The organism is Streptomyces coerulescens, from assembly GCF_042657965.1.
Classification (GTDB): Bacteria; Actinomycetota; Actinomycetes; order Streptomycetales; family Streptomycetaceae; genus Streptomyces; species Streptomyces coerulescens.
The window spans coordinates 202,124-223,145 of the sequence record NZ_JBHSKM010000011.1 but is presented as its reverse complement, the minus strand read 5'-3'; the positions used below and the strand labels follow the sequence as shown (position 1 = coordinate 223,145).

19 protein-coding genes are annotated in these 21,022 nt (G+C 68.2%); 4 read left to right on the top strand and 15 right to left on the bottom strand.

From position 1 onward, the window contains the following. Positions 1-74 precede the first annotated feature (74 nt). The 4 genes from ACFPQ9_RS19125 to ACFPQ9_RS19110 all read right to left on the bottom strand — a co-directional run bounded on the left by ACFPQ9_RS19125 (position 75) and on the right by ACFPQ9_RS19110 (position 4,324). On the bottom strand, positions 75-446 hold the full coding sequence (locus tag ACFPQ9_RS19125; protein WP_030243994.1) for an FKBP-type peptidyl-prolyl cis-trans isomerase: 372 nt from the start codon (positions 444-446) through the stop codon (positions 75-77). Between the two features lie 56 nt (positions 447-502). Continuing rightward, positions 503-1,483 (bottom strand): FKBP-type peptidyl-prolyl cis-trans isomerase, encoded by a 981-nt coding sequence (locus ACFPQ9_RS19120; RefSeq protein WP_380854330.1) that lies wholly within the window; start codon positions 1,481-1,483, stop codon positions 503-505. Between the two features lie 210 nt (positions 1,484-1,693). After that, positions 1,694-3,055, bottom strand: a complete 1,362-nt coding sequence (gene pafA, locus ACFPQ9_RS19115; protein WP_030955459.1) for a Pup--protein ligase — start codon at positions 3,053-3,055, stop codon at positions 1,694-1,696. 9 nt (positions 3,056-3,064) lie between these two features. Beyond that, complete coding sequence (locus ACFPQ9_RS19110) at positions 3,065-4,324, bottom strand: MFS transporter (RefSeq protein ID WP_380854327.1); 1,260 nt, start codon at positions 4,322-4,324, stop codon at positions 3,065-3,067. 98 nt (positions 4,325-4,422) lie between these two features. Here ACFPQ9_RS19110 and ACFPQ9_RS19105 point away from each other — a divergent pair, with 98 nt between their 5' ends. Continuing rightward, complete coding sequence (locus ACFPQ9_RS19105) at positions 4,423-5,439, top strand: LacI family DNA-binding transcriptional regulator (RefSeq protein WP_380854325.1); 1,017 nt, start codon at positions 4,423-4,425, stop codon at positions 5,437-5,439. Between the two features lie 76 nt (positions 5,440-5,515). On the opposite strand, the gene prcA is transcribed toward ACFPQ9_RS19105, so the two are convergent. The 6 genes from prcA to arc all read right to left on the bottom strand — a co-directional run bounded on the left by prcA (position 5,516) and on the right by arc (position 11,721). Continuing rightward, a complete protein-coding gene (prcA, locus tag ACFPQ9_RS19100; RefSeq protein ID WP_380854323.1) occupies positions 5,516-6,286 on the bottom strand; it encodes a proteasome subunit alpha in 771 nt (256 codons plus the stop codon). A gap of 60 nt (positions 6,287-6,346) precedes the next feature. After that, the gene (prcB, locus tag ACFPQ9_RS19095; protein ID WP_037867770.1) at positions 6,347-7,192 is read right to left on the bottom strand and encodes a proteasome subunit beta; all 846 of its coding nucleotides are present in this window, start codon (positions 7,190-7,192) and stop codon (positions 6,347-6,349) included. After that, entirely contained in the window at positions 7,144-7,656 is a 513-nt protein-coding gene (locus ACFPQ9_RS19090; RefSeq protein WP_380854483.1) for an endonuclease VII domain-containing protein, read from the bottom strand. The genes prcB and ACFPQ9_RS19090 overlap by 49 nt, the downstream gene beginning before the upstream one ends. A gap of 123 nt (positions 7,657-7,779) precedes the next feature. Then, complete coding sequence (locus ACFPQ9_RS19085; protein WP_030955201.1) at positions 7,780-7,998, bottom strand: ubiquitin-like protein Pup; 219 nt, start codon at positions 7,996-7,998, stop codon at positions 7,780-7,782. Between the two features lie 199 nt (positions 7,999-8,197). Beyond that, positions 8,198-9,709, bottom strand: coding sequence for a depupylase/deamidase Dop (gene dop, locus ACFPQ9_RS19080; RefSeq protein ID WP_380854320.1), 1,512 nt, complete (start codon positions 9,707-9,709; stop codon positions 8,198-8,200). A gap of 245 nt (positions 9,710-9,954) precedes the next feature. Next, complete coding sequence (gene arc, locus ACFPQ9_RS19075; RefSeq protein ID WP_380854318.1) at positions 9,955-11,721, bottom strand: proteasome ATPase; 1,767 nt, start codon at positions 11,719-11,721, stop codon at positions 9,955-9,957. Positions 11,722-11,966: 245 nt separating this feature from the next. On the opposite strand from arc, the gene ACFPQ9_RS19070 reads away from it, so the two are divergent. Beyond that, the gene (locus ACFPQ9_RS19070) at positions 11,967-12,272 is read left to right on the top strand and encodes a ferredoxin (protein ID WP_214335061.1); all 306 of its coding nucleotides are present in this window, start codon (positions 11,967-11,969) and stop codon (positions 12,270-12,272) included. A 58-nt stretch (positions 12,273-12,330) separates the two neighbouring features. Here ACFPQ9_RS19070 and ACFPQ9_RS19065 read toward each other — a convergent pair whose 3' ends face one another. The 3 genes from ACFPQ9_RS19065 to ACFPQ9_RS19055 form a co-directional block, all read right to left on the bottom strand. Then, positions 12,331-12,909 carry a hypothetical protein gene (locus ACFPQ9_RS19065; RefSeq protein WP_380854316.1) on the bottom strand — a complete coding sequence of 193 codons (579 nt, stop codon included), beginning with the start codon at positions 12,907-12,909 and terminating at the stop codon, positions 12,331-12,333. A gap of 262 nt (positions 12,910-13,171) precedes the next feature. Beyond that, complete coding sequence (locus tag ACFPQ9_RS19060) at positions 13,172-14,074, bottom strand: tRNA (adenine-N1)-methyltransferase (protein ID WP_380854314.1); 903 nt, start codon at positions 14,072-14,074, stop codon at positions 13,172-13,174. Between the two features lie 67 nt (positions 14,075-14,141). Then, a complete protein-coding gene (locus tag ACFPQ9_RS19055) occupies positions 14,142-15,701 on the bottom strand; it encodes a site-2 protease family protein (protein WP_380854312.1) in 1,560 nt (519 codons plus the stop codon). Between the two features lie 190 nt (positions 15,702-15,891). Between ACFPQ9_RS19055 and ACFPQ9_RS19050 the strand changes: the two genes are divergently transcribed. Next, complete coding sequence (locus ACFPQ9_RS19050; RefSeq protein ID WP_380854310.1) at positions 15,892-16,944, top strand: RecB family exonuclease; 1,053 nt, start codon at positions 15,892-15,894, stop codon at positions 16,942-16,944. A 14-nt stretch (positions 16,945-16,958) separates the two neighbouring features. Further along, the gene (locus ACFPQ9_RS19045; protein WP_030946450.1) at positions 16,959-17,630 is read left to right on the top strand and encodes a response regulator; all 672 of its coding nucleotides are present in this window, start codon (positions 16,959-16,961) and stop codon (positions 17,628-17,630) included. Positions 17,631-17,710: 80 nt separating this feature from the next. On the opposite strand, the gene ACFPQ9_RS19040 is transcribed toward ACFPQ9_RS19045, so the two are convergent. Both ACFPQ9_RS19040 and ACFPQ9_RS19035 read right to left on the bottom strand, forming a co-directional pair. Then, positions 17,711-19,291 (bottom strand): ABC transporter substrate-binding protein, encoded by a 1,581-nt coding sequence (locus tag ACFPQ9_RS19040; RefSeq protein WP_380854307.1) that lies wholly within the window; start codon positions 19,289-19,291, stop codon positions 17,711-17,713. 93 nt (positions 19,292-19,384) lie between these two features. Beyond that, positions 19,385-20,989, bottom strand: coding sequence for an ABC transporter substrate-binding protein (locus tag ACFPQ9_RS19035; RefSeq protein WP_380854305.1), 1,605 nt, complete (start codon positions 20,987-20,989; stop codon positions 19,385-19,387). Positions 20,990-21,022 lie beyond the last annotated feature (33 nt).

Here is a 21,022-nt window from a genome sequence, read left to right as displayed (position 1 = left end):
GCCCGCACAGGCATGGGCCCCAGGTAGTCGGCTCCGGTCGCCCGCCGATCACAGGCGGCGATCGGATGCGACGATCAGACTCCGAGCAGGTCGACCACGAAGATCAGCGTCTCACCGGGCTTGATCGCCGGGGTGGGGCTCTGGTTGCCGTAGGCGAGGTGCGCCGGGATGGTCAGCTGACGACGGCCGCCGACCTTCATGCCCTGCACGCCCTGGTCCCAGCCCTTGATGACGCGGCCGCCGCCGAGCGGGAAACGGAACGGCGTCCCGCGGTTCCAGCTCGCGTCGAACTCCTCACCGGTGCTGAAGGACACGCCCACGTAGTGGACGGTGACGGTCTGGCCGGCCTGCGCGACCGGGCCGTCACCCTCCCAGATGTCCTTGATCTCGAGGTCCGCCGGGGGCTCGCCGCCCGGGAAGTCGATCTCGGGCTTGTCGATGCTCACTTCATCACTCCTTGTTGCGTGACCTGAGTCGCGGAACGCTCTCAGAGACACCTCGGTCAGACGACTCCGAGGATATCCACCACGAAGACCAGTGTGTTCTTGGCCAGCTCACTGCTGGGGTTCGCGCCGTAGCCGAGCGAGGGCGGGATCACCAGCAGCACGCGGTCGCCCACGTTCTTGCCGACGAGGCCCTTGTCCCAGCCCTGCACCACGGAACCCGTGCCGATCTGGAAGGCGGTCGCGCCACCGTGGTCCCAGGAGGAGTCGAACTTCTTGCCGTCCTCCCACTTCACGCCGGTGTACTGGGCCACCAGGCCCTGGCCGGCCTCGACCTTCTTGCCGTCACCCTTGATCAGCACCTGCTGCTTCAGGTCCTTGGGCGCCTTGGTGTTCGCGGGAATGGTGATGGTCGCCGCCTTCTGCGACGGAGCCTTCACCTCCGGCATACCCGCCTCGGGGGCCGCCTGCTCGCCCTTGACCTCGGCCTTCGCGTCGACGGTGGCGGCACCGTCCACATCCAGCACCCAGATCAGCACGTCCTTCTCGGTGAGACCCGAGGACGGGTTCAGCCCCTCGCCGATCAGGTCACCCGCGGTGCCCTGCACAAGGATCCGGCTCCCCGGCTTCTTGCCCTTGACGGCGTCGAGAACCTTCGCCGGCAACTGCTGACTCTGCTTGCCGATCTGCTCCACGGACTGCGGCCGGGGCGTGCCGGAACCGGTCGCCGTGGCCTGCCAGGTACCACCCAGCTCCTTGTCCTCGCCCCACTTCTGGACCGTCCAGTCCAGCCGGACGAAGTCGGAGCCCTTGATCGCGGTTCCGTCGCCCTCCGAGACCGTCTCGACGACGGTCTTCGTCGACGGCTCGCCGTCCTTGGGGGTGGAGATCTCGGGCTTCGCCCCGGCCTTTCCGTCGACCTCGGCGACCGCTCCCGCCTGCGCCCCGTCGCTGTCACCGTCCGATCCGCACGCGGCGGCGAACAACAGGGCGGGCACGGCCAGCAGCGCCGCGACACGGCGTTTGGTGTTGTAGTTCATCAGTCCCACTGGGATAGGGGGTGGCGGGCAATGGCCGCCACTTTACGACGTACGCACTTCCGAAACCGGCCGCCGCACGACACGCCGCCACCCGGAACCGTGACGTCCCTCACGGCAGAACCACAGAAAACGCCCGGTGTCCGGAGGTGACCACACCTCCGGACACCGGACGTCCTGAACGGCACTACGCCGAGGCGACCACGGACCCGGTCACATTCCGGCGATCAACTTCTCCACCCGGTCGTCCACCGAACGGAACGGGTCCTTGCACAACACCGTGCGCTGCGCCTGGTCGTTGAGCTTGAGATGGACCCAGTCGACCGTGAAATCGCGGCGCTGCTCCTGGGCCCTGCGGATGAAATCGCCGCGCAGCCGGGCCCGAGTGGTCTGCGGCGGAACGGACTTGCCTTCGAAGATCTTCAAGTCGTTGCAGATACGCGCCGCTTGACCCTTCTTCTCCAGCAGGTAGTACAGGCCACGACGCCGGTGGATGTCGTGGTACGCGAGGTCTATCTGCGCGACCCGCGGATGCGACATGGTCATGTTGTGCTTGGCCCGGTACCGCTCGATGAGCTTGTACTTCATCACCCAGTCGATCTCGGTACCGATGCGGTCGAGGTCCTCGGACTCGATCGAGTCCAGCGTGCGGCCCCACAGCTCCAGAACCTGCTCGACCGTGCCCGTGCGGATGCCGCGGCGCTCGCAGAAGTCCACGGCCTTCTCGTAGTACTCGCGCTGCACCTCCAGGGCGGAGGCCTCCCGGCCACTGGCCAGGCGCACCTTGCGCCGGCCCGTGATGTCGTGGCTGACCTCGCGGATCGCCCGAATGGGGTTCTCCAGGGTCAGGTCGCGCATCACGGTACCCGCCTCGATCATGCGCAGCACCAGGTCGGTGGCACCGACCTTGAGCAGCATGGTCGTCTCGGACATGTTCGAGTCGCCCACGATGACATGCAGACGCCGGTAACGCTCCGCGTCCGCATGCGGCTCGTCGCGCGTGTTGATGATCGGCCGGGAACGGGTCGTCGCCGAGGAGACACCCTCCCAGATGTGCTCGGCCCGCTGACTGACGCAGTACACCGCGCCCCGCGGGGTCTGCAGCACCTTGCCGGCGCCACACAGAAGCTGCCTGGTCACCAGGAACGGAATGAGGATGTCCGCGAGCCGGGAGAACTCCCCGTGCCGTGCCACGAGATAGTTCTCGTGGCAACCGTAGGAGTTGCCCGCCGAGTCGGTGTTGTTCTTGAAGAGGTAGACGTCGCCCGCGATTCCCTCCTCGTGCAGGCGTCGTTCGGCGTCCACCAGGAGTCCTTCGAGAATGCGCTCGCCCGCTTTGTCGTGGGTGACCAGTTCGGTCACATTGTCACATTCCGGTGTGGCGTATTCCGGATGCGAACCCACGTCGAGATAGAGGCGGGCGCCGTTTCGCAGAAAGACATTGCTGCTGCGGCCCCATGACACGACACGGCGGAAGAGGTACCGCGCCACCTCGTCGGGAGACAGGCGGCGCTGTCCCCTGAACGTACATGTGACGCCGTACTCGTTCTCCAGCCCGAAAATGCGGCGGTCCATGACTGAACATTACGCCCGATCCCCTGAGCTGAAACGGGGTTCGACGGCACGGTTTGGATCATTTTCCGATGAAGCCGCAACCACCGCACCCCGGCCGGGAGCTGCGAGGACCCGCCCGGTGGCCAGCAGGACCAGCAACGACACCGCCCCCGCGCCACCCGGCACGGCGAACCCCCAGAAGGCCCCGCCCGCCTCGACCACCGGCCCCGCGAGGCCCGTTCCGACCGACGCGCCCACGGTGAACGTCGTCACCAGCCAGGAGAACGCCTCGGTGACCGTGCCCCGCGGCGCATGATGGTCGACGAGCACGAAGGCACACGCGATACACGGCGCCAGGAACACCCCGGCGAGCACCGCCAGGAGCGTCATCGCGACCGCGCCCGGCATCAGCATCAGCGGCAGGTAACACACCGCCAGCAGGGCCACCAGCAGCCGCAGTCGCCGCGCCGGATCGCCACCCCACTGCCGCGCCCCGTACACCGTGCCGCCGATCAGGGCACCGAGCCCCAACCCCGCCATCAGCCAGCCGTACACCACATCACCGCCGTGGTCGTCCGCGTACGACACCGCCGCCACCGCGATCGACCCCATCGCCACGCCCACGAACAGGAAGGACGCGAGCAGCGCCAGCAGACCCGCCGAGCGCAGCGCCCCCAGCCAGTGCGCCTCACGCGGCGCCGAACGCCACGCGCGCGAGGGCGGCGACACGACCACCGACAGAGCACCCAGCACCCCGATGACGTTCAGCACCAGCAGCGCCGCCTGCGCCGACCACAGCGACGCACACAGCGTCAGCAGCAACGGCCCCACCGTGAACATGACTTCCTGCGCCACCGCGTCCATGGCATACGCGGTGTGCACCTGACCCTCCTTGTGCAGCACCGACCCCCACAGCGCCCGCAGACCGCCCTCCAGAGGCGGCGTGAACAGCCCGGCGGCGGCCACGGCCGCGTAGGCGAGTGGCAGCGGGCCGAGGCCCACGAAAGCGAACGCGGCCATCGCCAGCGCCGAGACCACCGCGGCCGGCAGCTGCACCCGCGGCTGCCCGTGCAGGTCCACCAGACGCCCCAGCACCGGCTGACCGACCGCGTTCGCGACGCCATACACGGCCGCCAGCGCACCCGCCAGGCTGTACGAGCCGCCCTCCGCGCGCACGAACAGCAGGATCGCGAGCGCCGCGACAGCGTTCGGCAGCCGCCCTATCAGGGTGCCGGCGAGCAGCCGGGCGGCATGCCTCACCCTGAGGATCTCCACGTATGCGCCGGTCATCGGCCGCGCCGCCCTCCGCTGAAGTTTTACGTATAACGCCCTTCGTCATACGTACCATGTGCGCTGTTCACGAGTCCAGATGAAGGAGCAGACGGAAGGTGGCACACGGCAGCACGCGCCCCACCAGCCGGGACGTCGCCCAGGCCGCAGGCGTCTCCCAGGCCGCGGTCTCCCTCGTCCTCGGCGACAAATGGCGCGGCCGCGTCTCCGCGGCCACAGCCGAACGCGTACGGGAAGCAGCCCGCGAACTCGGCTACCGACCCAACCTCGCGGCCCGCAACCTGCGCCTCGGCCACACCCGCACCGTACTCCTCGTGGTCCCCGCCCTCACCACCGAATTCTTCGCCGGCGTCTACACCGGCGCCGCCCGCGTCGCCGCCCGGCACGGCTTCGGCGTCGTCCTCTACCCCTCCCCCGAAGGCATCGGCCCCGCCCGCAACCCCTTCGCCTCCGCCCAGGCCGCCCTCGACGGCGTCATCGCCTCCTCCATGGCCGCCGACGCCCTCACCGCCATCCGCGGCGACCAACTACCCCTCGTCATGCTCGACAGCGACCCCGCGGGCAGCCTCGGCGCCGCGACCGTGAACCTGGACATCGCCGACGGCGTCCGCCAGGTCACCGAACACCTGCTCCACCTCGGCCACCGCCGCTTCCTGCACCTCGCGGCCGACATCGCCTCCTGGACCTTCGAGGTACGCGCGCACGAGCTGGCCACCCGGCTCGCGGGGGTACCCCGCACCTCACTGCGGACCGCGCGCGCCCCCATCTCCATCGACGGCGCCCGCACCGCCGCCGAAACCGCACTCGCCGCCCACGACCCCCGCCCCACCGCGATCATCTGCGACGACGACAAACTCGCCGCCGGCGCCTACAAAGCCGTACGACGCCTCGGCCTGCGCATCCCCGACGACATCTCCGTCACCGGCCTCGACGACCTCGCCCTCGCCACCGCCATCGACCCCGAACTCACCACCGTCCGACTCGACGCGGAACTCTTCGGCGAACGCGGCATGCAAGCCCTCCTGGCCGTCCTGGAAGGCCGCGAGCCGGAAGAGGGCGACATCCCCGTCCAACTCGTCGTACGAGGCTCCACAGCCCCGCCCAGCACCCTCTGACACCCCTCCCGAACGTCCTGTGCCCCGGCCGAGAGTCGGCCGGGGCACAGCACGGGCGGGGTGGAACGGAGGTTGACTACTCCTCGGAAGCGCCGGACTCCTCGGAGGACTCGTCACCGTCGGCGCTCTCGGCCTCGCTGGCCGCGCCACCCGCCTCCAGCAGCCGGGCCAGCTGACGGCCGACGATCCGCTTGAACTTGCGCGACTGCGGACGCGTACGGTCCAGCACCGCGACCTCCAGACGCTCCGCGGGAATCTCCCGCTGAGTGCCGTTCGACTCACGCGACAACGCCTGCACGGCCAGCTTCAGCGCCTCGGCCAGCGTCATGCCGTCCTGATGACGCTGATCCAGATAGTTGCTGATCAGCTCCGCATTGCCACCGACCGCGACCGAACCGTGCTCGTCCACGATCGACCCGTCGTGCGGCAGCCGGTAGATCTGGTCACCCTCCGGCGTCACCCCCACCTCGGCGACGACCAGCTCCACCTCGTACGGCTTCTCGGCCGCGGAGGAGAAGATCGTGCCCAGCGTCTGGGCGTACACGTTCGCCAGACCACGAGCGGTCACGTCATCACGGTCATAGGTGTAACCACGAAGATCGGCATACCGCACACCGCCGATCCGCAGATTCTCGTACTCGTTGTACTTGCCGGCCGCCGCGAAGCCGATCCGGTCATAGATCTCGCTGAACTTGTGCAGCGCACGGGACGGGTTCTCGCCGACGAACACGATGCCGTCGGCGTACTGGAGCACGACCAGGCTGCGCCCACGCGCGATGCCCTTACGGGCGTACTCCGCCCGGTCGGCCATGGCCTGCTGGGGTGAGACATAGAACGGCGTCGACACCGGTTATCCGTCCCTTTCTGTCGAAGTCACAGGATCACCTTGATAAGACGGAACCCGCGCCTACAGCAGCGCGGCCCGCGGACCGTCGGGCTGCTCCAGACGCCGCTCCAGGATCGAACGGGCGATCTCGGAGGACTCGTCATCGCCCAGCCGACGGAAACCGTCCTCGGTGATCACGGTGACGATCGGGTAGATCCGGCGGGCGACATCGGGACCACCGGTCGCCGAGTCGTCGTCGGCCGCGTCATACAGGGCCTGCACCACGAGCGTCGTGGCGTCGGCCTCGCTCAGATCATCACGGAAAAGCTTCTTCATGGCGCCACGCGCGAAGATCGAACCGGAGCCGGTGGCAGCGAAGCCATGCTCCTCCGAACGGCCACCGGTGACGTCGTAGGAGAAGATCCGCCCCCGCTCCCGGTCCACGTCGTACCCGGCGAAGAGCGGCACCACGGCCAGTCCCTGCATGGCCATGCCCAGATTGGACCGGATCATGGTCGACAACCGGTTCGCCTTGCCCTCCAGCGACAGCTGAGCACCCTCGACCTTCTCGAAGTGCTCCAGCTCCAGCTGGAAGAGCTTGACCATCTCGACGGCCAGACCGGCCGTGCCGGCGATACCGACGGCCGAGTACTCGTCGGCGGGGAACACCTTCTCGATGTCACGCTGGGCGATCACATTCCCCATCGTGGCGCGACGGTCACCGGCGAGAACGACGCCACCGGGGAACGTCACCGCCACGATCGTCGTGCCGTGCGGGGCCTCGATCACACCCTGCGTGGGCGGCAGTTGACGCTTGCCGGGCAGCAGCTCCGGCTGGTGGTCGGAGAGAAAGTCCATGAAGGAGGACGACCCAGGCGTCAGGAAGGCAGCTGGTAGACGCCCGGTGCTACGAGTGTTGGCTTCCACGCGATTCCTTCCACGTAAGCAGCAGCCCGCCTTATGACGTCGGGCCGATCCTTGAATTGCCCCAGTGCGGCGTTGCAGCTGAAGCACAGTACGCCACGGACCCTACCCGTCTCGTGGCAGTGATCCACATGCTCTGCCGGAGCGGCAAGGCATATACAGCAGATGCCTCGCTGTGCGGCGAGTATCGCGTCCAACTCGACTTGCGTGAGGCCGTACTTGCGCTTGAAGTAGCTGACTCTGTTCCGCTGAGCCCGACACGCACGGCAATAGCTGGCCCAGCCGTCCGACGAGGACTTGTTGCGCTCCCATTCAGAGTGCGGCTTGACCTCCTCGCACTGCGGACACCGCTTGTGCCCCGGCGGGACCTGAACCTTCGCCCGGACTTTCTTTCCTTTGGCCTCCTGGCGCTGCCGGTAGTACTCGGCGGCGCACTCCCGGCAGTACGCCTGGAGGCCATCGGGCATGGACTTGTTGCTTGCGAACGCCGTCCGCGGCAGGTGCTGCTTGCACCGCGAACAGCGTCGCGATCCCAACTCTTCGTTCACTCCAAGCTTCCCCCGACTTCACCTTCGATTCGAAGGCAAAAGTCACTCTCCACCCTTCTGAACGAAGGACCTCACGAAATCCTCGGCGTTCTCTTCGAGCACATCATCGATTTCGTCGAGGACGGAGTCCACGTCGTCGCTCAGCTTCTCCTGCCGCTCCTTGAGGTCCTCCGAAGCCTGCGTTTCCGCTGCCTGCTCCTCGACCTCCTCGGTGGAGCGTGTGGCCTTCTGCTGTCCGCCGCCGGTGTCCTTGGTTGCCATATCCCTCACCCCGCTCGTCTCGCCCGACATGTTCGACAGGTCGGCTTTCCTGCCGATCGGTGATGATCAGACCCTACAAGCGGGGTCTGACATCGGCCCCGCAGTTTCTCCAACGTACGGGGACCACCTCGATGATTCCCGGACGCCGGGTTTTCCACCCTGCCCGGCCGACGTCCGGCCGACACCCCCCAGAGGCCGATCAGCCGCCTGACAGGACCCTGACCAGGTCTTCCGCGGTCCGACAGCGGTCCAGGAGCTCCTTGACGTGATTTCGCGTTCCGCGAAGCGGTTCGAGGGTTGGAACGCGCTGGAGGGAGTCGCGGCCGGGGAGATCGAAGATGACCGAGTCCCAGGAGGCCGCGGCGACGTCGTCGGCGTATTGCTCCAGGCAGCGGCCCCGGAAGTACGCCCGGGTGTCCTCCGGCGGCTTCACCTGGGCCCGTTCCACGGATGCCTCGTCCAGGAGGCGTTTGATGCGGCCGCGGGCCACCAGACGGTTGTAGAGGCCCTTTTCGGGGCGTACGTCGGCGTACTGGAGGTCGAGGAGGTGGAGCTTGGCGGCGTCCCAGTCGAGGTCGTCGCGGCGGCGGTAGCCCTCCATGAGTTCGCGCTTGGCGACCCAGTCGAGTTCGCCGGAGAGGCTCATCGGGTCGCGTTCGAGCCGGTTCAGGGTGTCTTCCCAGCGGGACAGGACGTCCTTGGTCTGTTCGTCGGCGTCGGCGCCGAAGCGTTCCTCGACGTATTTGCGGGAGAGCTCGTAGTACTCCATCTGGAGTTGTACGGCGGTGAGTGTGCGGCCGCTGCGGAGGGTGACCAGGCGCTTGAGGGACGGGTCGTGCGAGACCTGGTGGAGGGTGCGTACGGGCTGGTCGACGGCCAGGTCCACGGCGATGAAGCCGTCTTCGATCATGGACAGGACCAGGGCGGTGGTGCCCAGCTTGAGGTAGGTCGAGATCTCGGAGAGGTTGGCGTCGCCGATGATCACGTGGAGCCGGCGGTACTTCTCGGCGTCGGCGTGGGGTTCGTCGCGGGTGTTGATGATGGGGCGCTTGAGGGTGGTTTCGAGGCCGACCTCGACCTCGAAGTAGTCCGCGCGCTGGCTGAGCTGGAAGCCGTGTTCGTGGCCGTCCTGGCCGATGCCGACGCGGCCTGCTCCGGCGAAGACCTGGCGGGAGACGAAGAAGGGCGTGAGGTGGCGCACGATGTCGGAGAAGGCGGTTTCCCGCTTCATCAGGTAGTTCTCGTGTGTGCCGTAGGAGGCGCCCTTGTTGTCGGTGTTGTTCTTGTAGAGGTGGATGGGCTGGGCGCCGGGGAGCTGGGCGGCTCGTTCGGCGGCTTCGGCCATGATGCGTTCGCCGGCCTTGTCCCACAGGACGGCGTCGCGGGGGTTGGTGACCTCGGGCGCGCTGTATTCGGGGTGTGCGTGGTCGACGTAGAGCCGTGCTCCGTTGGTGAGGATGACGTTGGCCAGGCCGATGTCCTCGTCGGTGAGCTGGCTGGCGTCGGCGGCCTCGCGGGCGAGGTCGAAGCCTCGCGCGTCCCGTAGCGGGTTCTCCTCCTCGAAGTCCCAGCGGGCGCGGCGGGCCCGGTGCATCGCGGCCGCGTAGGCGTTGACGATCTGGGATGAGGTGAGCATGGCATTGGCGTTGGGGTGGCCGGGGACGGAGATCCCGTACTCCGTCTCGATGCCCATTACTCGCCGTACGGTCATGCGGCCCTCCTTGCCCGGCGGCACCCTCGGTCGTGGGCGCCGCACAAGTACCGCTGGCGCTCGGTTGCGTGTGCGGTGCCCGTCCCCGCACTGCGCGACTTGGCGGTACGGAAGAGCCTAGAGCGCCTTTGCCCTGGTGGGGAGATCATTTGCGTCATTGCCTTGCACGCCTTGTGGTCCGGTTGTGGCCGGAAAAACAGTGGGCTGCGGGTACCCCGTGAGGGCACCCGCAGCCGCCCTGGGTTTTACAGGTACTGTCCGGTGTTGGCCACCGTGTCGATGGAGCGTCCGGTGTCGGCGCCCTGCTTTCCGGTGATGAGGGTGCGGATGTAGACGATCCGTTCGCCCTTCTTTCCGGAGATTCGGGCCCAGTCGTCCGGGTTGGTGGTGTTGGGCAGGTCCTCGTTCTCCTTGAACTCGTCCACGCATGCCTGGAGCAGGTGGGAGACGCGGAGGCCCTTCTGGTTGTGTTCGAGGAAGTCCTTGATCGCCATCTTCTTGGCGCGGCCCACGATGTTTTCGATCATGGCGCCGGAGTTGAAGTCCTTGAAGTAGAGGACTTCCTTGTCGCCGTTGGCGTAGGTGACTTCCAGGAAGCGGTTCTCCTCGGATTCGGCGTACATCTGCTCGACGGCGGTCTGGATCATGCTCTGGACCGTCATCGACTTGTCGCCGCTGTGTTCGCCGAGGTCCTCCGAGTGGAGCGGGAGGCGTTCGGTGAGGTATTTGCCGAAGATGTCCTTGGCGGCTTCGGCGTCGGGACGCTCGATCTTGATCTTCACGTCCAGGCGGCCGGGGCGCAGGATGGCGGGGTCGATCATGTCCTCGCGGTTGGAGGCGCCGATGACGACCACGTTCTGCAGGCCCTCGACGCCGTCGATCTCGGCGAGGAGCTGGGGGACGATGGTGTTCTCCACGTCGGAGCTGACGCCGGAGCCGCGGGTGCGGAAGAGGGATTCCATCTCGTCGAAGAAGACGATGACGGGTGTGCCTTCGGATGCTTTTTCACGTGCACGCTGGAAGACGAGGCGGATTTGCCGCTCGGTCTCGCCGACGTACTTGTTCAGCAGCTCGGGGCCCTTGATGTTGAGGAAGAAACTCTTGCCGGCGGCCACGCCGGTGACTTCGGCGACCTTCTTGGCCAGTGAGTTGGCGACGGCCTTGGCGATGAGTGTCTTTCCGCATCCGGGGGGTCCGTAGAGGAGGACGCCCTTGGGCGGGCGCAGTTCGTGCTCTTTGAAAAGGTCCGGGTAGAGGTACGGCAGCTCGACGGCGTCGCGGATGGCCTCGATCTGGCCGCCCAGGCCACCGATCTGCTCGTAGCCGATGTCGGGAACTTCTTCGAGGACGAGTTCCTCGACCTCGCTCTTCGGAACGATCTCGTAAACATAACCGGAGCGGGGTTCGAGCAGCAGTGCGTCGCCGGGGCGGATGTTCACGCCGCGCAGCGGCTCGGCGAGCCGTACCACGCGTTCCTCGTCGGTGTGCCCGAGCACCAGGGCGCGTTCGCCGTCCTCGAGGATCTCCTTGAGGGTGACGATGTCCCCGACGCTCTCGAATTCCATGGCCTCGACCACGTTGAGGGCTTCGTTGAGCATCAGTTCCTGGCCGCGCCGGAGCTCGTCGAGTTCGACGCTGGGGCTGACGTTCACGCGGAGTTTGCGTCCTCCGGTGAAGATGTCGGCGGTGCCGTCCTCGTTGGCTTGCAGGAAGACACCGAAGCCGGCCGGTGGCTGTGCGAGCCGGTCGACTTCTTCCTTGAGGGCCACGATCTGGTCGCGGGCCTCACGGAGCGTGTTCGCGAGTCGTTCGTTCTGTGCGGACACGCCGGCCAGGTTCGTCTGCAACTCGACGATCCGCTCTTCGAGAATCCTCGTGTGTCGCGGAGAGTCGGCGAGCTTGCGTCGCAGGACGGCGATCTCCTGCTCAAGGTAGGCGATCTGCCCGGCCGGGTCGTCGGACCCTCGTCCCGGGCGGATGCCGCGGTTCATGTCGTCGTCGTGGGCTGCCACGGTCCTCACCTCCTCCAAGGGGAGCTGGACGCTTCCAGACCCTACCTGGGTGGGTGTCGATTGAAACCCCTAGATCACAAAGACGGTCGGGGTGTGTCCGATCTTCACCCTTGCGCTCTCCCTCACGCCAGGGGAATACCCACCGCACATGATTGGAACCCAGTCGAAGGTAGGGTCGAAGCGTTCAACACCCGTCAGAGCTGGCCGGATTCCCGTTCGGCTCGGCGTAGCTAGCGGTAGGAGAGATGAGCGTGGAGCGGACGGCCGGGGTCGAGGGTGAGGCGCTGGAGGTCTGGATCGATCAGGATCTCTGTACCGGCGATGGGATCTGTGCCCAGTATGCGCCTGAGGTGTTCGAGCTGGACATCGACGGCCTGGCCTATGTGAAGAGTCCCGAGGACGAGCTGTTGCAGGCCAAGGGGGCCACAACGCCCGTGCCGCTGCCGCTTCTCACGGATGTGGTGGACTCGGCGAAGGAGTGTCCGGGCGACTGCATTCATGTACGTCGGGTTTCGGACAGGGTCGAGGTGTTCGGTCCGGACGCCGAGTGACCTTGCGTTCACGGGGTGTTATGACTGTCTGATTTCTCACAACGGTCGGTGGCGGGGGTCAGACGCTGTGGGCACCGGCGGGTGTCGAGCGGGCGAACGAGCCGTTCTGCCACTGCCATTTCGCGCTGTCTTTGACGTCCGGGCAGCAACGCGGCACATCGGTGGAGGAGTAGCCGAGCAGCTGGGCCTCGATGGCTCCGTCACGGACCGCGATGTCACTGACGGTGATGCTGTCCTTGGGGGCGACGAGGGTGGCGACGACGCGGGGAGCGGCTGTCTCCTTGGTGTGTGTGAGGACGTAGACGCCGTCGGGCGGGGTGCCCATCGGGGAGTCGCAGTGCACGACGGCCACGGTTTCGGGGCTGCCGTCGCCGTCGAGGTCGCCGGTGGCCTTCTTCACCACGACCGCTTTCACGGGGCCGCATTCGATCGGGAAGTCGATGCGTGCGGGGTCGGGGGGTGTGGCCGCCGTGGCGGTGTGCTTCGTCTCCGGGCCGGCCGCCTGGGCCGCCGTCGCCGCGCCGGGCTGGAGGACCGAGGAGAACGCCACGACACCGGCGACCGCTGTGGCGGTGGCGAGCCAGTGGATGGGCCGGGTGTGGGTGTGTGCCAGTTCCGGGACGGCGGATTGCTGCACTAGGAGTGTCTCCCGTGAGGGCTGTGCCGGTGGGGGTGGGTGGCCAGCATCGTGCCACACGTCACAGTGTGGTGGAACGGCGGGGGTGTGGAGTTCCGGTGCCGGATGTCGGGCGATCGGGGGTGTGGACGGGGCGCGCGGCGCTCGGGGAGGTTGTCGGTTCCGGGCGTGGCGTCAACGGAAAGGCGCTGTGGTCGAGTTCCCGGGGTGTTGCGGGAACTCGACCACAGCGCCTGTGCGTTGGATACGGTGTGGCGCCGGTTCAGCGGCCGGCGCCGCCGTCGGCGTTGGGGCCTTCGTAGTCCTCGCCGTAGGCGCCCTTGGCGGGGCGTCGGCGGCGCATGGGCGGCTCCACTCCGTCGGCGAGTCGGCGGGCGGTGAGCAGGAAGCCGGTGTGTCCGATCATCCGGTGGTCGGGGCGGACGGCGAGGCCTTCGATGTGCCAGTTGCGGATCATCGTTTCCCAGGCGGTCGGCTCGTTGAAGCAGCCGATCTCGCGGATGGACTCGACGGTCCGGGCGAGCTGGGTGGTGGTGGCGACGTAGCAGCACAGGATGCCGCCGGGGACGAGGGCCTTGGAGACGGCCTCCAGGCATTCCCAGGGGGCGAGCATGTCGAGGATGACGCGGTCGACCTCGGTGTCGGACAGGTTGTCCTGGAGGTCGCCGACGGTGAGCTGCCAGGCCGGGTGGGGGCCGCCGAAGTAGCGCTCGACGTTCTGCCGGGCGATGTCGGCGAAGTCCTCGCGGCGCTCGTAGGAGTGCAGCATGCCCTGGTCGCCGATGGCGCGCAGCAGGAAGCTGCTGAGCGAGCCGGAGCCGACGCCGGCCTCGACGACGCGGGCGCCGGGGAAGATGTCGGCGAAGGCGAGGATCTGTCCCGCGTCCTTGGGGTAGACGACGGCTGCCCCGCGGGGCATGGACAGGACGTAGTCGGGGAGCAGGGGGCGCAGCGCGAGGTAGGCGACGTTCCCGGTGGTGCGGACAACGCTGCCCTCGGGAGCACCGATCAGTTCGTCGTGCGGGAAGGAACCCTTGTGGGTGTGGAAGTTCTTCCCGGCTTCGAGCGTGAACGTGTAGTGGCGGCCCTTGGGGTCGGTCAGCTGTACCTGGTCCCCGACCTTGAAGGGCCCGCGACGGCGGGCGGCACCGGTCGGTTCGGACATGTGAACAGCCTACCGGCGTTTCCGGGGGCCGCCGACCACGGGCGGGCGGCCCCGGGAGGGGCCCGCGTCAGTTCGGGCGGGCCATCGCCTTCACGAAGGCACGCTCGACGTCGGCCGCCGAGAGGACGCCGTAGATCTCGCCGGTCTCTTCGACGACCAGGTATTCGGTGGCGGGGGCGGCGCGCAGGGCGTCGAGGAGTTCCTCGCCGGACAGTTCGGCGGAGACGCGCATGCCGTCGGTCAGGTCCTGGGCGACGCCGCTGACGGGTACCCAGGGGCGGCGGTGTTCGGGTACGCCGACGATGGCGGCCTCGCGGACGAGGGAGAGGGGGTTGCCGTCGGCGTCGACGACGACGAGGGCGCGGGCGCCGGCGGCGTTTGCCCGGCGCAGGGCCTCGGACAGAGGGGTGTCGGTCTCGACGGGGACCGCGCGGCGGGTCAGGTTGCGGGCGCGCAGTTCGGGGAGGTGCTCGCGCAGTCGGGCCATGCGCAGGCTGTTGCCGGCGCCGGTCCAGATGATCGCGGCGAGGATGGCGGCGAGCAGGGCGTCCATGACGGTGTCCATGCCGACGTTGTCGACGGCGTCGGAGCCGAGGGCGCCGGACTGGGTGAGCCAGGGAAGGCCGACGAGGACGGAGACGGCGAGGGCGCGGCCGACCCAGGCGGCGGCGACGGTGCCGCTCATCGGTCTGCCGGTGATCTTCCAGACGACCGCGCGGAGCATGCGGCCGCCGTCGAGGGGCAGGCCGGGCAGCAGGTTGAAGGCCGCGACGATGAGGTTGGAGATCATCAGGCCGGCCAGCAGGACGCCGGGGACGGTGCCGGGTTCGACGAACTGCATGGCGCCGTAGAAGACGCCGGAGAGGGCGAGGGAGAGCAGCGGGCCGACGAAGGCCAGCACGAACTCGCGGCCTGGTGTCTCGGCTTCCTTCTCGATCTCGGAGACGCCGCCGAAGAACTGGAGCTGGATGCGCCGGACCGGGAGTTTGAAGCGCAGGGCGGCGACGGTGTGGGCCAGTTCGTGGACGAGGACGGACGCGTAGAACGCGACGGCGAAGAAGAGGGAGACGAGGTAGCGGGCGGCGCCGAGTTCGGGCAGTACGCGGTCGAGCTGTCCGCCGAACACCCAGGTGATGAGTGCGGCGACGAGGAACCAGCTGGGTGCGACGTAGACCGGGACCCCGAAGGGCCGCCCCATCAGCAGTCCGCCCCGTGGGTCCTTCGGCCGCTGCGGCGGGCTGCCCTTGGTGGTGCCGGAGTGGGCGAGGGTGCGGTCGAGGTGGGGGGTGGCCTGGTGGTCGTGGGGGGTGGGGGTGTCGGAGTGCGGGGTCTCGGGGATGGTGTCCTGTGTGTCCGGGCGGTCGGTGGAGCCGTTCCCGTCCGTGTCCGCTGAGCTCTGCGGGGCTTCGTCCTGCGGGTTGTTCTCAGGGGCGGGCGGGTCCGGAGAGTCGTCGTGCGTGGCGTCGCCGCGGGCCGGGTCGGCTCGACGGGTGTCCACGGTCCGTTCGTCGGGCTGGGCCGCATCGGGGTGTGTGGGGTCGGTGGCCGGGCCCGTAGGGTCTGGTCGGCGCTCGGTCGACTCGTCGGTGCCGGACCGCGGCTGCCCGCTCCCGCCGCTCTCGTCCACGATGTCCCCTCGTTCTCAGCGTCTTCCGCCCAAGCGTCTTCCGCGCCTTGCCGGGCGGAAGGGTCTCGGGTCGATGGTATGCGGCCGTCCTGACGCGTTCCGCCCCGGCACCCCCTGAGTTTCCCCGGACGTACCGGCCGTAACAGCCGGGCTGGGTCACTGTCAGTGGTGGGCCGTAAGGTCTGTGGGCATGGAGACGAGCACGGAGGGTGCCGCGGTGGGCCGCGGCGGTGACGTCGCGCCGGTGACGGCACCGGTCACAGCGCCGGTGGCGGGTGAGGATGCGGCGGGGGTGGACGGTACGGCGGAGGCGGTCGCGGTGGGTGAGGACGCGGCCACGGACAGCCCGGCCGCCGGGGCCACGGGGGCTGTGCAGGCCGCCGTTGTGCGGGTGATACCGCCGACCTCGCTGTCTCCGTCCCGTGCCAGTGACTTCATGCAGTGCCCTCTGCTGTACCGGTTCCGGGTGATCGACCGGCTGCCGGAGAAGCCGAGTGCGGCGGCGACGAAGGGGACGCTGGTGCACGCGGTGCTGGAGCGGCTCTTCGACGCTCCGGCCGCCGAGCGGACCGCTCCGCGTGCCAAGTCCCTGATCCCGGGGCAGTGGGACCGGCTGCGGGAGAGCAGGCCGGAGGTCGTGGAGCTGTTCGCGGACGATCCCGAGGGCGAGCGGCTGGCGACCTGGCTGACGGAGGCGGAGCAGCTCGTCGAGCGCTGGTTCGGGCTGGAGGACCCGACGCGTCTGGAGCCCGCCGAGCGTGAGCTGTTCGTCGAGGCCGAGCTGGACTCCGGGCTGAAGCTGCGTGGGATCATCGACCGTGTCGACGTGGCGCCGACGGGCGAGGTGCGGATCGTCGACTACAAGACGGGCAAGGCGCCGCGGCCGGAGTACGCCGAGGGCGCGCTGTTCCAGATGAAGTTCTACGCGCTGGTGGTCTGGCGGCTGAAGAAGATCGTCCCGCGCCGGCTTCAGCTCGTGTATCTCGGCAGCGGTGACGTGCTGACGTACGACCCGGTCCTCGCCGATCTGGAGCGGGTGGAGCGCAAGCTGCTCGCGCTGTGGGAGGCGATCCGGCAGGCGACGGAGTCGGGCGACTGGCGGCCCCGGCCGACGAAGCTGTGCGGCTGGTGCGATCACCAGGCCCATTGCCCGGAATTCGGCGGCACTCCCCCGCCGTATCCGTTGCCGGTCGGGGCGGGCGAGTCCGGTGGCGGCGCGCAGGGCAGAATGGGGCCGGACTAGCGAAGGAGACTCACGTGGCCATCCGCGTCCTACTGGTCGACGACCAGCCCCTGCTGCGTACCGGCTTCCGGATGATCCTGGAGGCCGAGCAGGACATCGCGGTCGTGGGCGAGGCCGGTGACGGCCTCCAGGCCCTCGACCAGGTGCGGGCCCTGCAGCCCGACGTGGTCCTGATGGACATCCGCATGCCCCGGATGGACGGGGTGGAGGCGACGCGGCAGATCACCGGGCCCGGGCGGGACGGCCCGGCGAAGGTGCTGGTGCTGACGACCTTCGATCTCGACGAGTACGTGGTGGAGGCGCTGAAGGCGGGTGCCAGCGGATTCCTGCTGAAGGACGCTCCGGCCAACGAGCTGGTGCAGGCGATCCGGGTGGTCGCCGCCGGTGAGGCGATGCTCGCGCCGAGCATCACGCGCCGGCTGCTCGACAAGTACGCCACGCATCTGCCCTCGGGCGACGAGCCGGTCCCGGACACCCTGCACACGCTCACGGAGCGTGAGGTGGAGGTGCTGAAGCTGGTGGCGCGGGGGCTGTCGAACGCGGAGATCGCCGCCGACCTGTTCGTCAGCGAGACGACCGTGAAGACCCATGTGGGCCATGTGCTGACGAAGCTGGGTCTGCGGGACCGGGTGCAGGCCGCGGTGTACGCGTACGAGAGCGGTCTGGTGCGTCCCGGCGCGCAGTAAGGCCAGGTCGTACGCCGAGGGCGCCTCTTCCGGAAGGAAGGGGCGCCCTCAGCGTGTGCGGGGTCGTGTCCGGCCGTCCGTCAGCCCTTGCTCAGCTCCCAGAAGCGGAACACGGTGGAGGCGTCGAGGCAGTACTCCAGGCCGTAGACGTCGTCGCGGACGACGGCGTACTGCTTGGCCTGCCAGACCGGCAGGACGGGCAGTTCCTTGGCGACGATGTCCTGGAGCTGGCCGAAGTCGTCCTCGGTCGCGGCGCGGTCGCTCTCGGCGGCGGTGCGCGGGATGAGGGTGCCGGTGATCGCGTTGTTGCTGTAGTTGTTGCTCAGCACGTTGCCCTTGCCGAAGAAGGGCGCGGTGAAGTTGTCGGCGTCCGGGTAGTCCGGGATCCAGCCCTTGACGTACACGCCGTACTTGCCGTCGGCGATGTCCTTCTCGTACTGGTCGAACGCGACGGACTGCACGTCGGCGTCGAACAGGCCGCTGTCGTTGAGCTGCTTGGCGATCGCCTTCAACTCGTCGTCGGTGGCGGGGCCGTAGCGCGACGGGGTGGACCACAGGGTCAGCTTGACCTTGCCGCTGATGCCCTCGTCCTGGAGCGCCGCGGCGGCCTTGGCCCGGGAGGGGCGGGCGCCGTAGGTGTCGAAGAAGGCCGTGTTGTGGCCGCCGATACCGGCCGGGATGAGCGAGTACAGCGGGGTGGCCGTGCCCTGGTAGACGTCCTTGATGAGGGCGTCGCGGTCGAGCAGATAGGCGATGGCCTTGCGCACGCCGAGCTTGCCGGTGACCGGGTCGTCCATGTTGAAGACCAGGTGCTGGACCTCGGCACTGCCGCCCTCGACGACCTCTATGCCCGTGTCGCCGCCGGAGTTCTCGACGTCGGCGATGTCGCCCGCGGTGAGACCGCGGTAGGCGATGTCGACCTCGTTCTCCTTCAGGGCCTTCTTCAGGGCCTCCTGGTCGCCGTGGAAGAACTTCATCGTGACGCCGGAGTTCTGCGCGTCGGCGGTGCCCTTGTAGTTCTCGTTGACCGAGAAGACGGCCTCGTCGTCGTCGAACTTGTCGAGCTTGTACGGGCCGGAGCCGACGGCCTGGCCGTCCTTGCGCAGGCCGTCTGCGTCGTACTGGTCCTCGTCGACGATGGAGCCGGCGCCCGAGGCGATCTTGCTCGGGAAGGTGGCGTCGGAGGAGTTGAGCCGGAAGACGACCGTCTTGTCGTCCGGCGTCTGAACCTTGCTGAGGGTGGGGAACATGACCGCGGGGCCGTCGGGGTCATTGATCTTCAGCAGGCGGTCGAAGGAGAACTTGACGTCCTTCGAGGTGAGCTCGTCGCCGTTGCTGAACTTGAGGCCGTCCTTGAGCGTGCACTCGTAGACCGTGGCCCTTGTGTCGGAGAAGGCGCATTGCTCGGCGGCCTCGGGCTGCGGTTCCGTGGCGCCCTTGGGGAAGCTGAGCAGCGACTGGAAGACGTTGTTGAACAACAGCCAGGATCCGGGGTCGTAGCCGGAGGCGGGGTCGGTGGCCAGGACGTCGTCCGACATCCCCATGACCACCGAGGTGCCGGTCGCGCCGGCGTCTCCCGTCTCCGTGCCGCAGCCGGTCAGCAGGCCGGAGGCCAGCCCTGCCACGACGGGCAGGACCGGCCACTGGTTGCGCATGTTCACGTACGAGTGCCTTGTCGTCGGTTGTGAGGAACCCGTACCCGGGTCCCGGGCCAGGCCCGGCGCCGTGGTGGGGGCGCCGGGCACGGAGAGACGTCAGCCGCTCACGCCACGGCCGAGCTCCCACAGCTGAAGGGTCGAGGAGGAGTTGAGGACGTATGCCGTGCCCGTGACGGCGTCGTTCGCGGCGACGTACTGCTTGCCCTGCCACAGCGGCAGCACCGGCACGTCGTTGGCGACGATGTCCTGAATCTCCGTCAGGCTGCCGGAGGCGGACAGCCGGTCGGCGACGCGGCGGGACTCCGGGATCAGGTCGTTGCGGATCGCGGGGTTGGCGTAGGGCGAGCCGAGGAAGTTGTCCTTGTCGAGGAACGGCGCGAGGTAGTTGTCGGCGTCGGGGAAGTCCGGGAACCAGCCCATGCCGTAGACGTCGTACGCGCCCTTCTGCTCGGCGGGGCGGAACGTCGCCCAGGGGGCGCCCTCGATGTCGACCTCGAACAGGCCGCTGTCGTTGAGCTGCTTCTTCAGCAGCTCGAACTCCTTCTTGGTGGCCGAGCCGTAGTGGTCGGTCGTGTAGTGCAGGGTCAGCTTCACCGGGGTGGTGATGCCGGCCCGCTCCAGCAGCGACTCGGCCTTGGCGGTGTCCGGGTCGCCGTACTTGTTGAAGAACGAGTTGGAGTGGCCGGTGATGCTGGCCGGGACCAGCGAGTACAGCGGCTCGGCCTGGGAGCCGTAGACCTTGGAGACGAGCTCGCCGCGGTCGATGACCTGGGCCATCGCCTGGCGGACGGCCTTGCTCTTCACCGTCGGGGCGTTGGTGTTGAAGGCCAGGTATCGGATCTCCAGGCCGGACATGTCGACGAGGTCGACCTCGTCGTCGGAGTCGGCCGACAGTTTCTGGATCTGCTCCGGTGACATGGTGCGGGTCATCAGGTCGATGTCGCCCTTGTCGAGGGCGGCGCCCATCTCGTCGGCGTCCTGGAAGTTGCGCAGTTCGACCTTCTCATTGTTCACCTTCAGGCTCCCCTGGTAGTTGGGGTTCTTGGTGAACACGGCGGAGACCAGCTTGTCGTCCTCGACCTCGGCCTTGAGCGTGTACGGGCCGGAGCCGTCGAGCTCGAAGCCGTCGCGCAGCTTCTTCTTGTCGTAGATGTCGGGGTCGACGATGCCGGCGACCGGGGTCGACAGCTTGAACGGGAAGGTGGCGTCCGCGGTCTTGAGGTGGAAGATGACTTCGTTGTCGCCCTGGGTCTCGACGGTGTCGATGGTGGACAGCAGGGCGAAGACACCGCTGTCGGCCTTGAGGGCGCGGGCGCGGTCGATGGAGTACTTCACGTCCGAGGCGGTGATCGGATCGCCGTTCGCGAACTTCAGGTCCTTGCGCAGCGTGCAGGCGTAGCGCTCGTTGCCGCTGTCGGTGAAGCCGCAGCTCTGGGCGGCCTCGGGGACCGGCTCGCCCTCACCGCGCGGCTGGATCATCAGGGTCTGCACGGTCTGGCGCAGGATGTTCCAGGTGCCGACGTCGTAGGCGAAGGCCGGGTCGAGGGGTGCGGGAGCGTCCTTCGAGGCAGTGAACGCGTCGGTGGTGCCGACGACGATCGCGTCGCCGTTGTCGCTGCCGCTGTCGGTGCTGCCGCAGGCGGCGAGAACCGGCGCGAGCAGGCCGATGACGGCCGGCAGCACCAAAGTCTTGCGGTTCATGCTCGGGTTTCTCCAGCTGTCTACTCCGTGTAC

Bases quoted from the DNA above. Each gene is read 5' to 3' on its own strand.
- ACFPQ9_RS19120 (WP_380854330.1), bottom strand. From the start codon at position 1,483: ATGAACTACAACACCAAACGCCGTGTCGCGGCGCTGCTGGCCGTGCCC.
- pafA (WP_030955459.1), bottom strand. From the start codon at position 3,055: ATGGACCGCCGCATTTTCGGGCTGGAGAACGAGTACGGCGTCACATGT.
- ACFPQ9_RS19110 (WP_380854327.1), bottom strand. From the start codon at position 4,324: ATGACCGGCGCATACGTGGAGATCCTCAGGGTGAGGCATGCCGCCCGG.
- ACFPQ9_RS19090 (WP_380854483.1), bottom strand. From the start codon at position 7,656: ATGCCCGATGGCCTCCAGGCGTACTGCCGGGAGTGCGCCGCCGAGTAC.
- ACFPQ9_RS19085 (WP_030955201.1), bottom strand. From the start codon at position 7,998: ATGGCAACCAAGGACACCGGCGGCGGACAGCAGAAGGCCACACGCTCC.
- dop (WP_380854320.1), bottom strand. From the start codon at position 9,709: ATGACCGTACGGCGAGTAATGGGCATCGAGACGGAGTACGGGATCTCC.
- ACFPQ9_RS19070 (WP_214335061.1), top strand. From the start codon at position 11,967: ATGAGCGTGGAGCGGACGGCCGGGGTCGAGGGTGAGGCGCTGGAGGTC.
- ACFPQ9_RS19060 (WP_380854314.1), bottom strand. From the start codon at position 14,074: ATGTCCGAACCGACCGGTGCCGCCCGCCGTCGCGGGCCCTTCAAGGTC.
- ACFPQ9_RS19050 (WP_380854310.1), top strand. From the start codon at position 15,892: ATGGAGACGAGCACGGAGGGTGCCGCGGTGGGCCGCGGCGGTGACGTC.
- ACFPQ9_RS19035 (WP_380854305.1), bottom strand. From the start codon at position 20,989: ATGAACCGCAAGACTTTGGTGCTGCCGGCCGTCATCGGCCTGCTCGCG.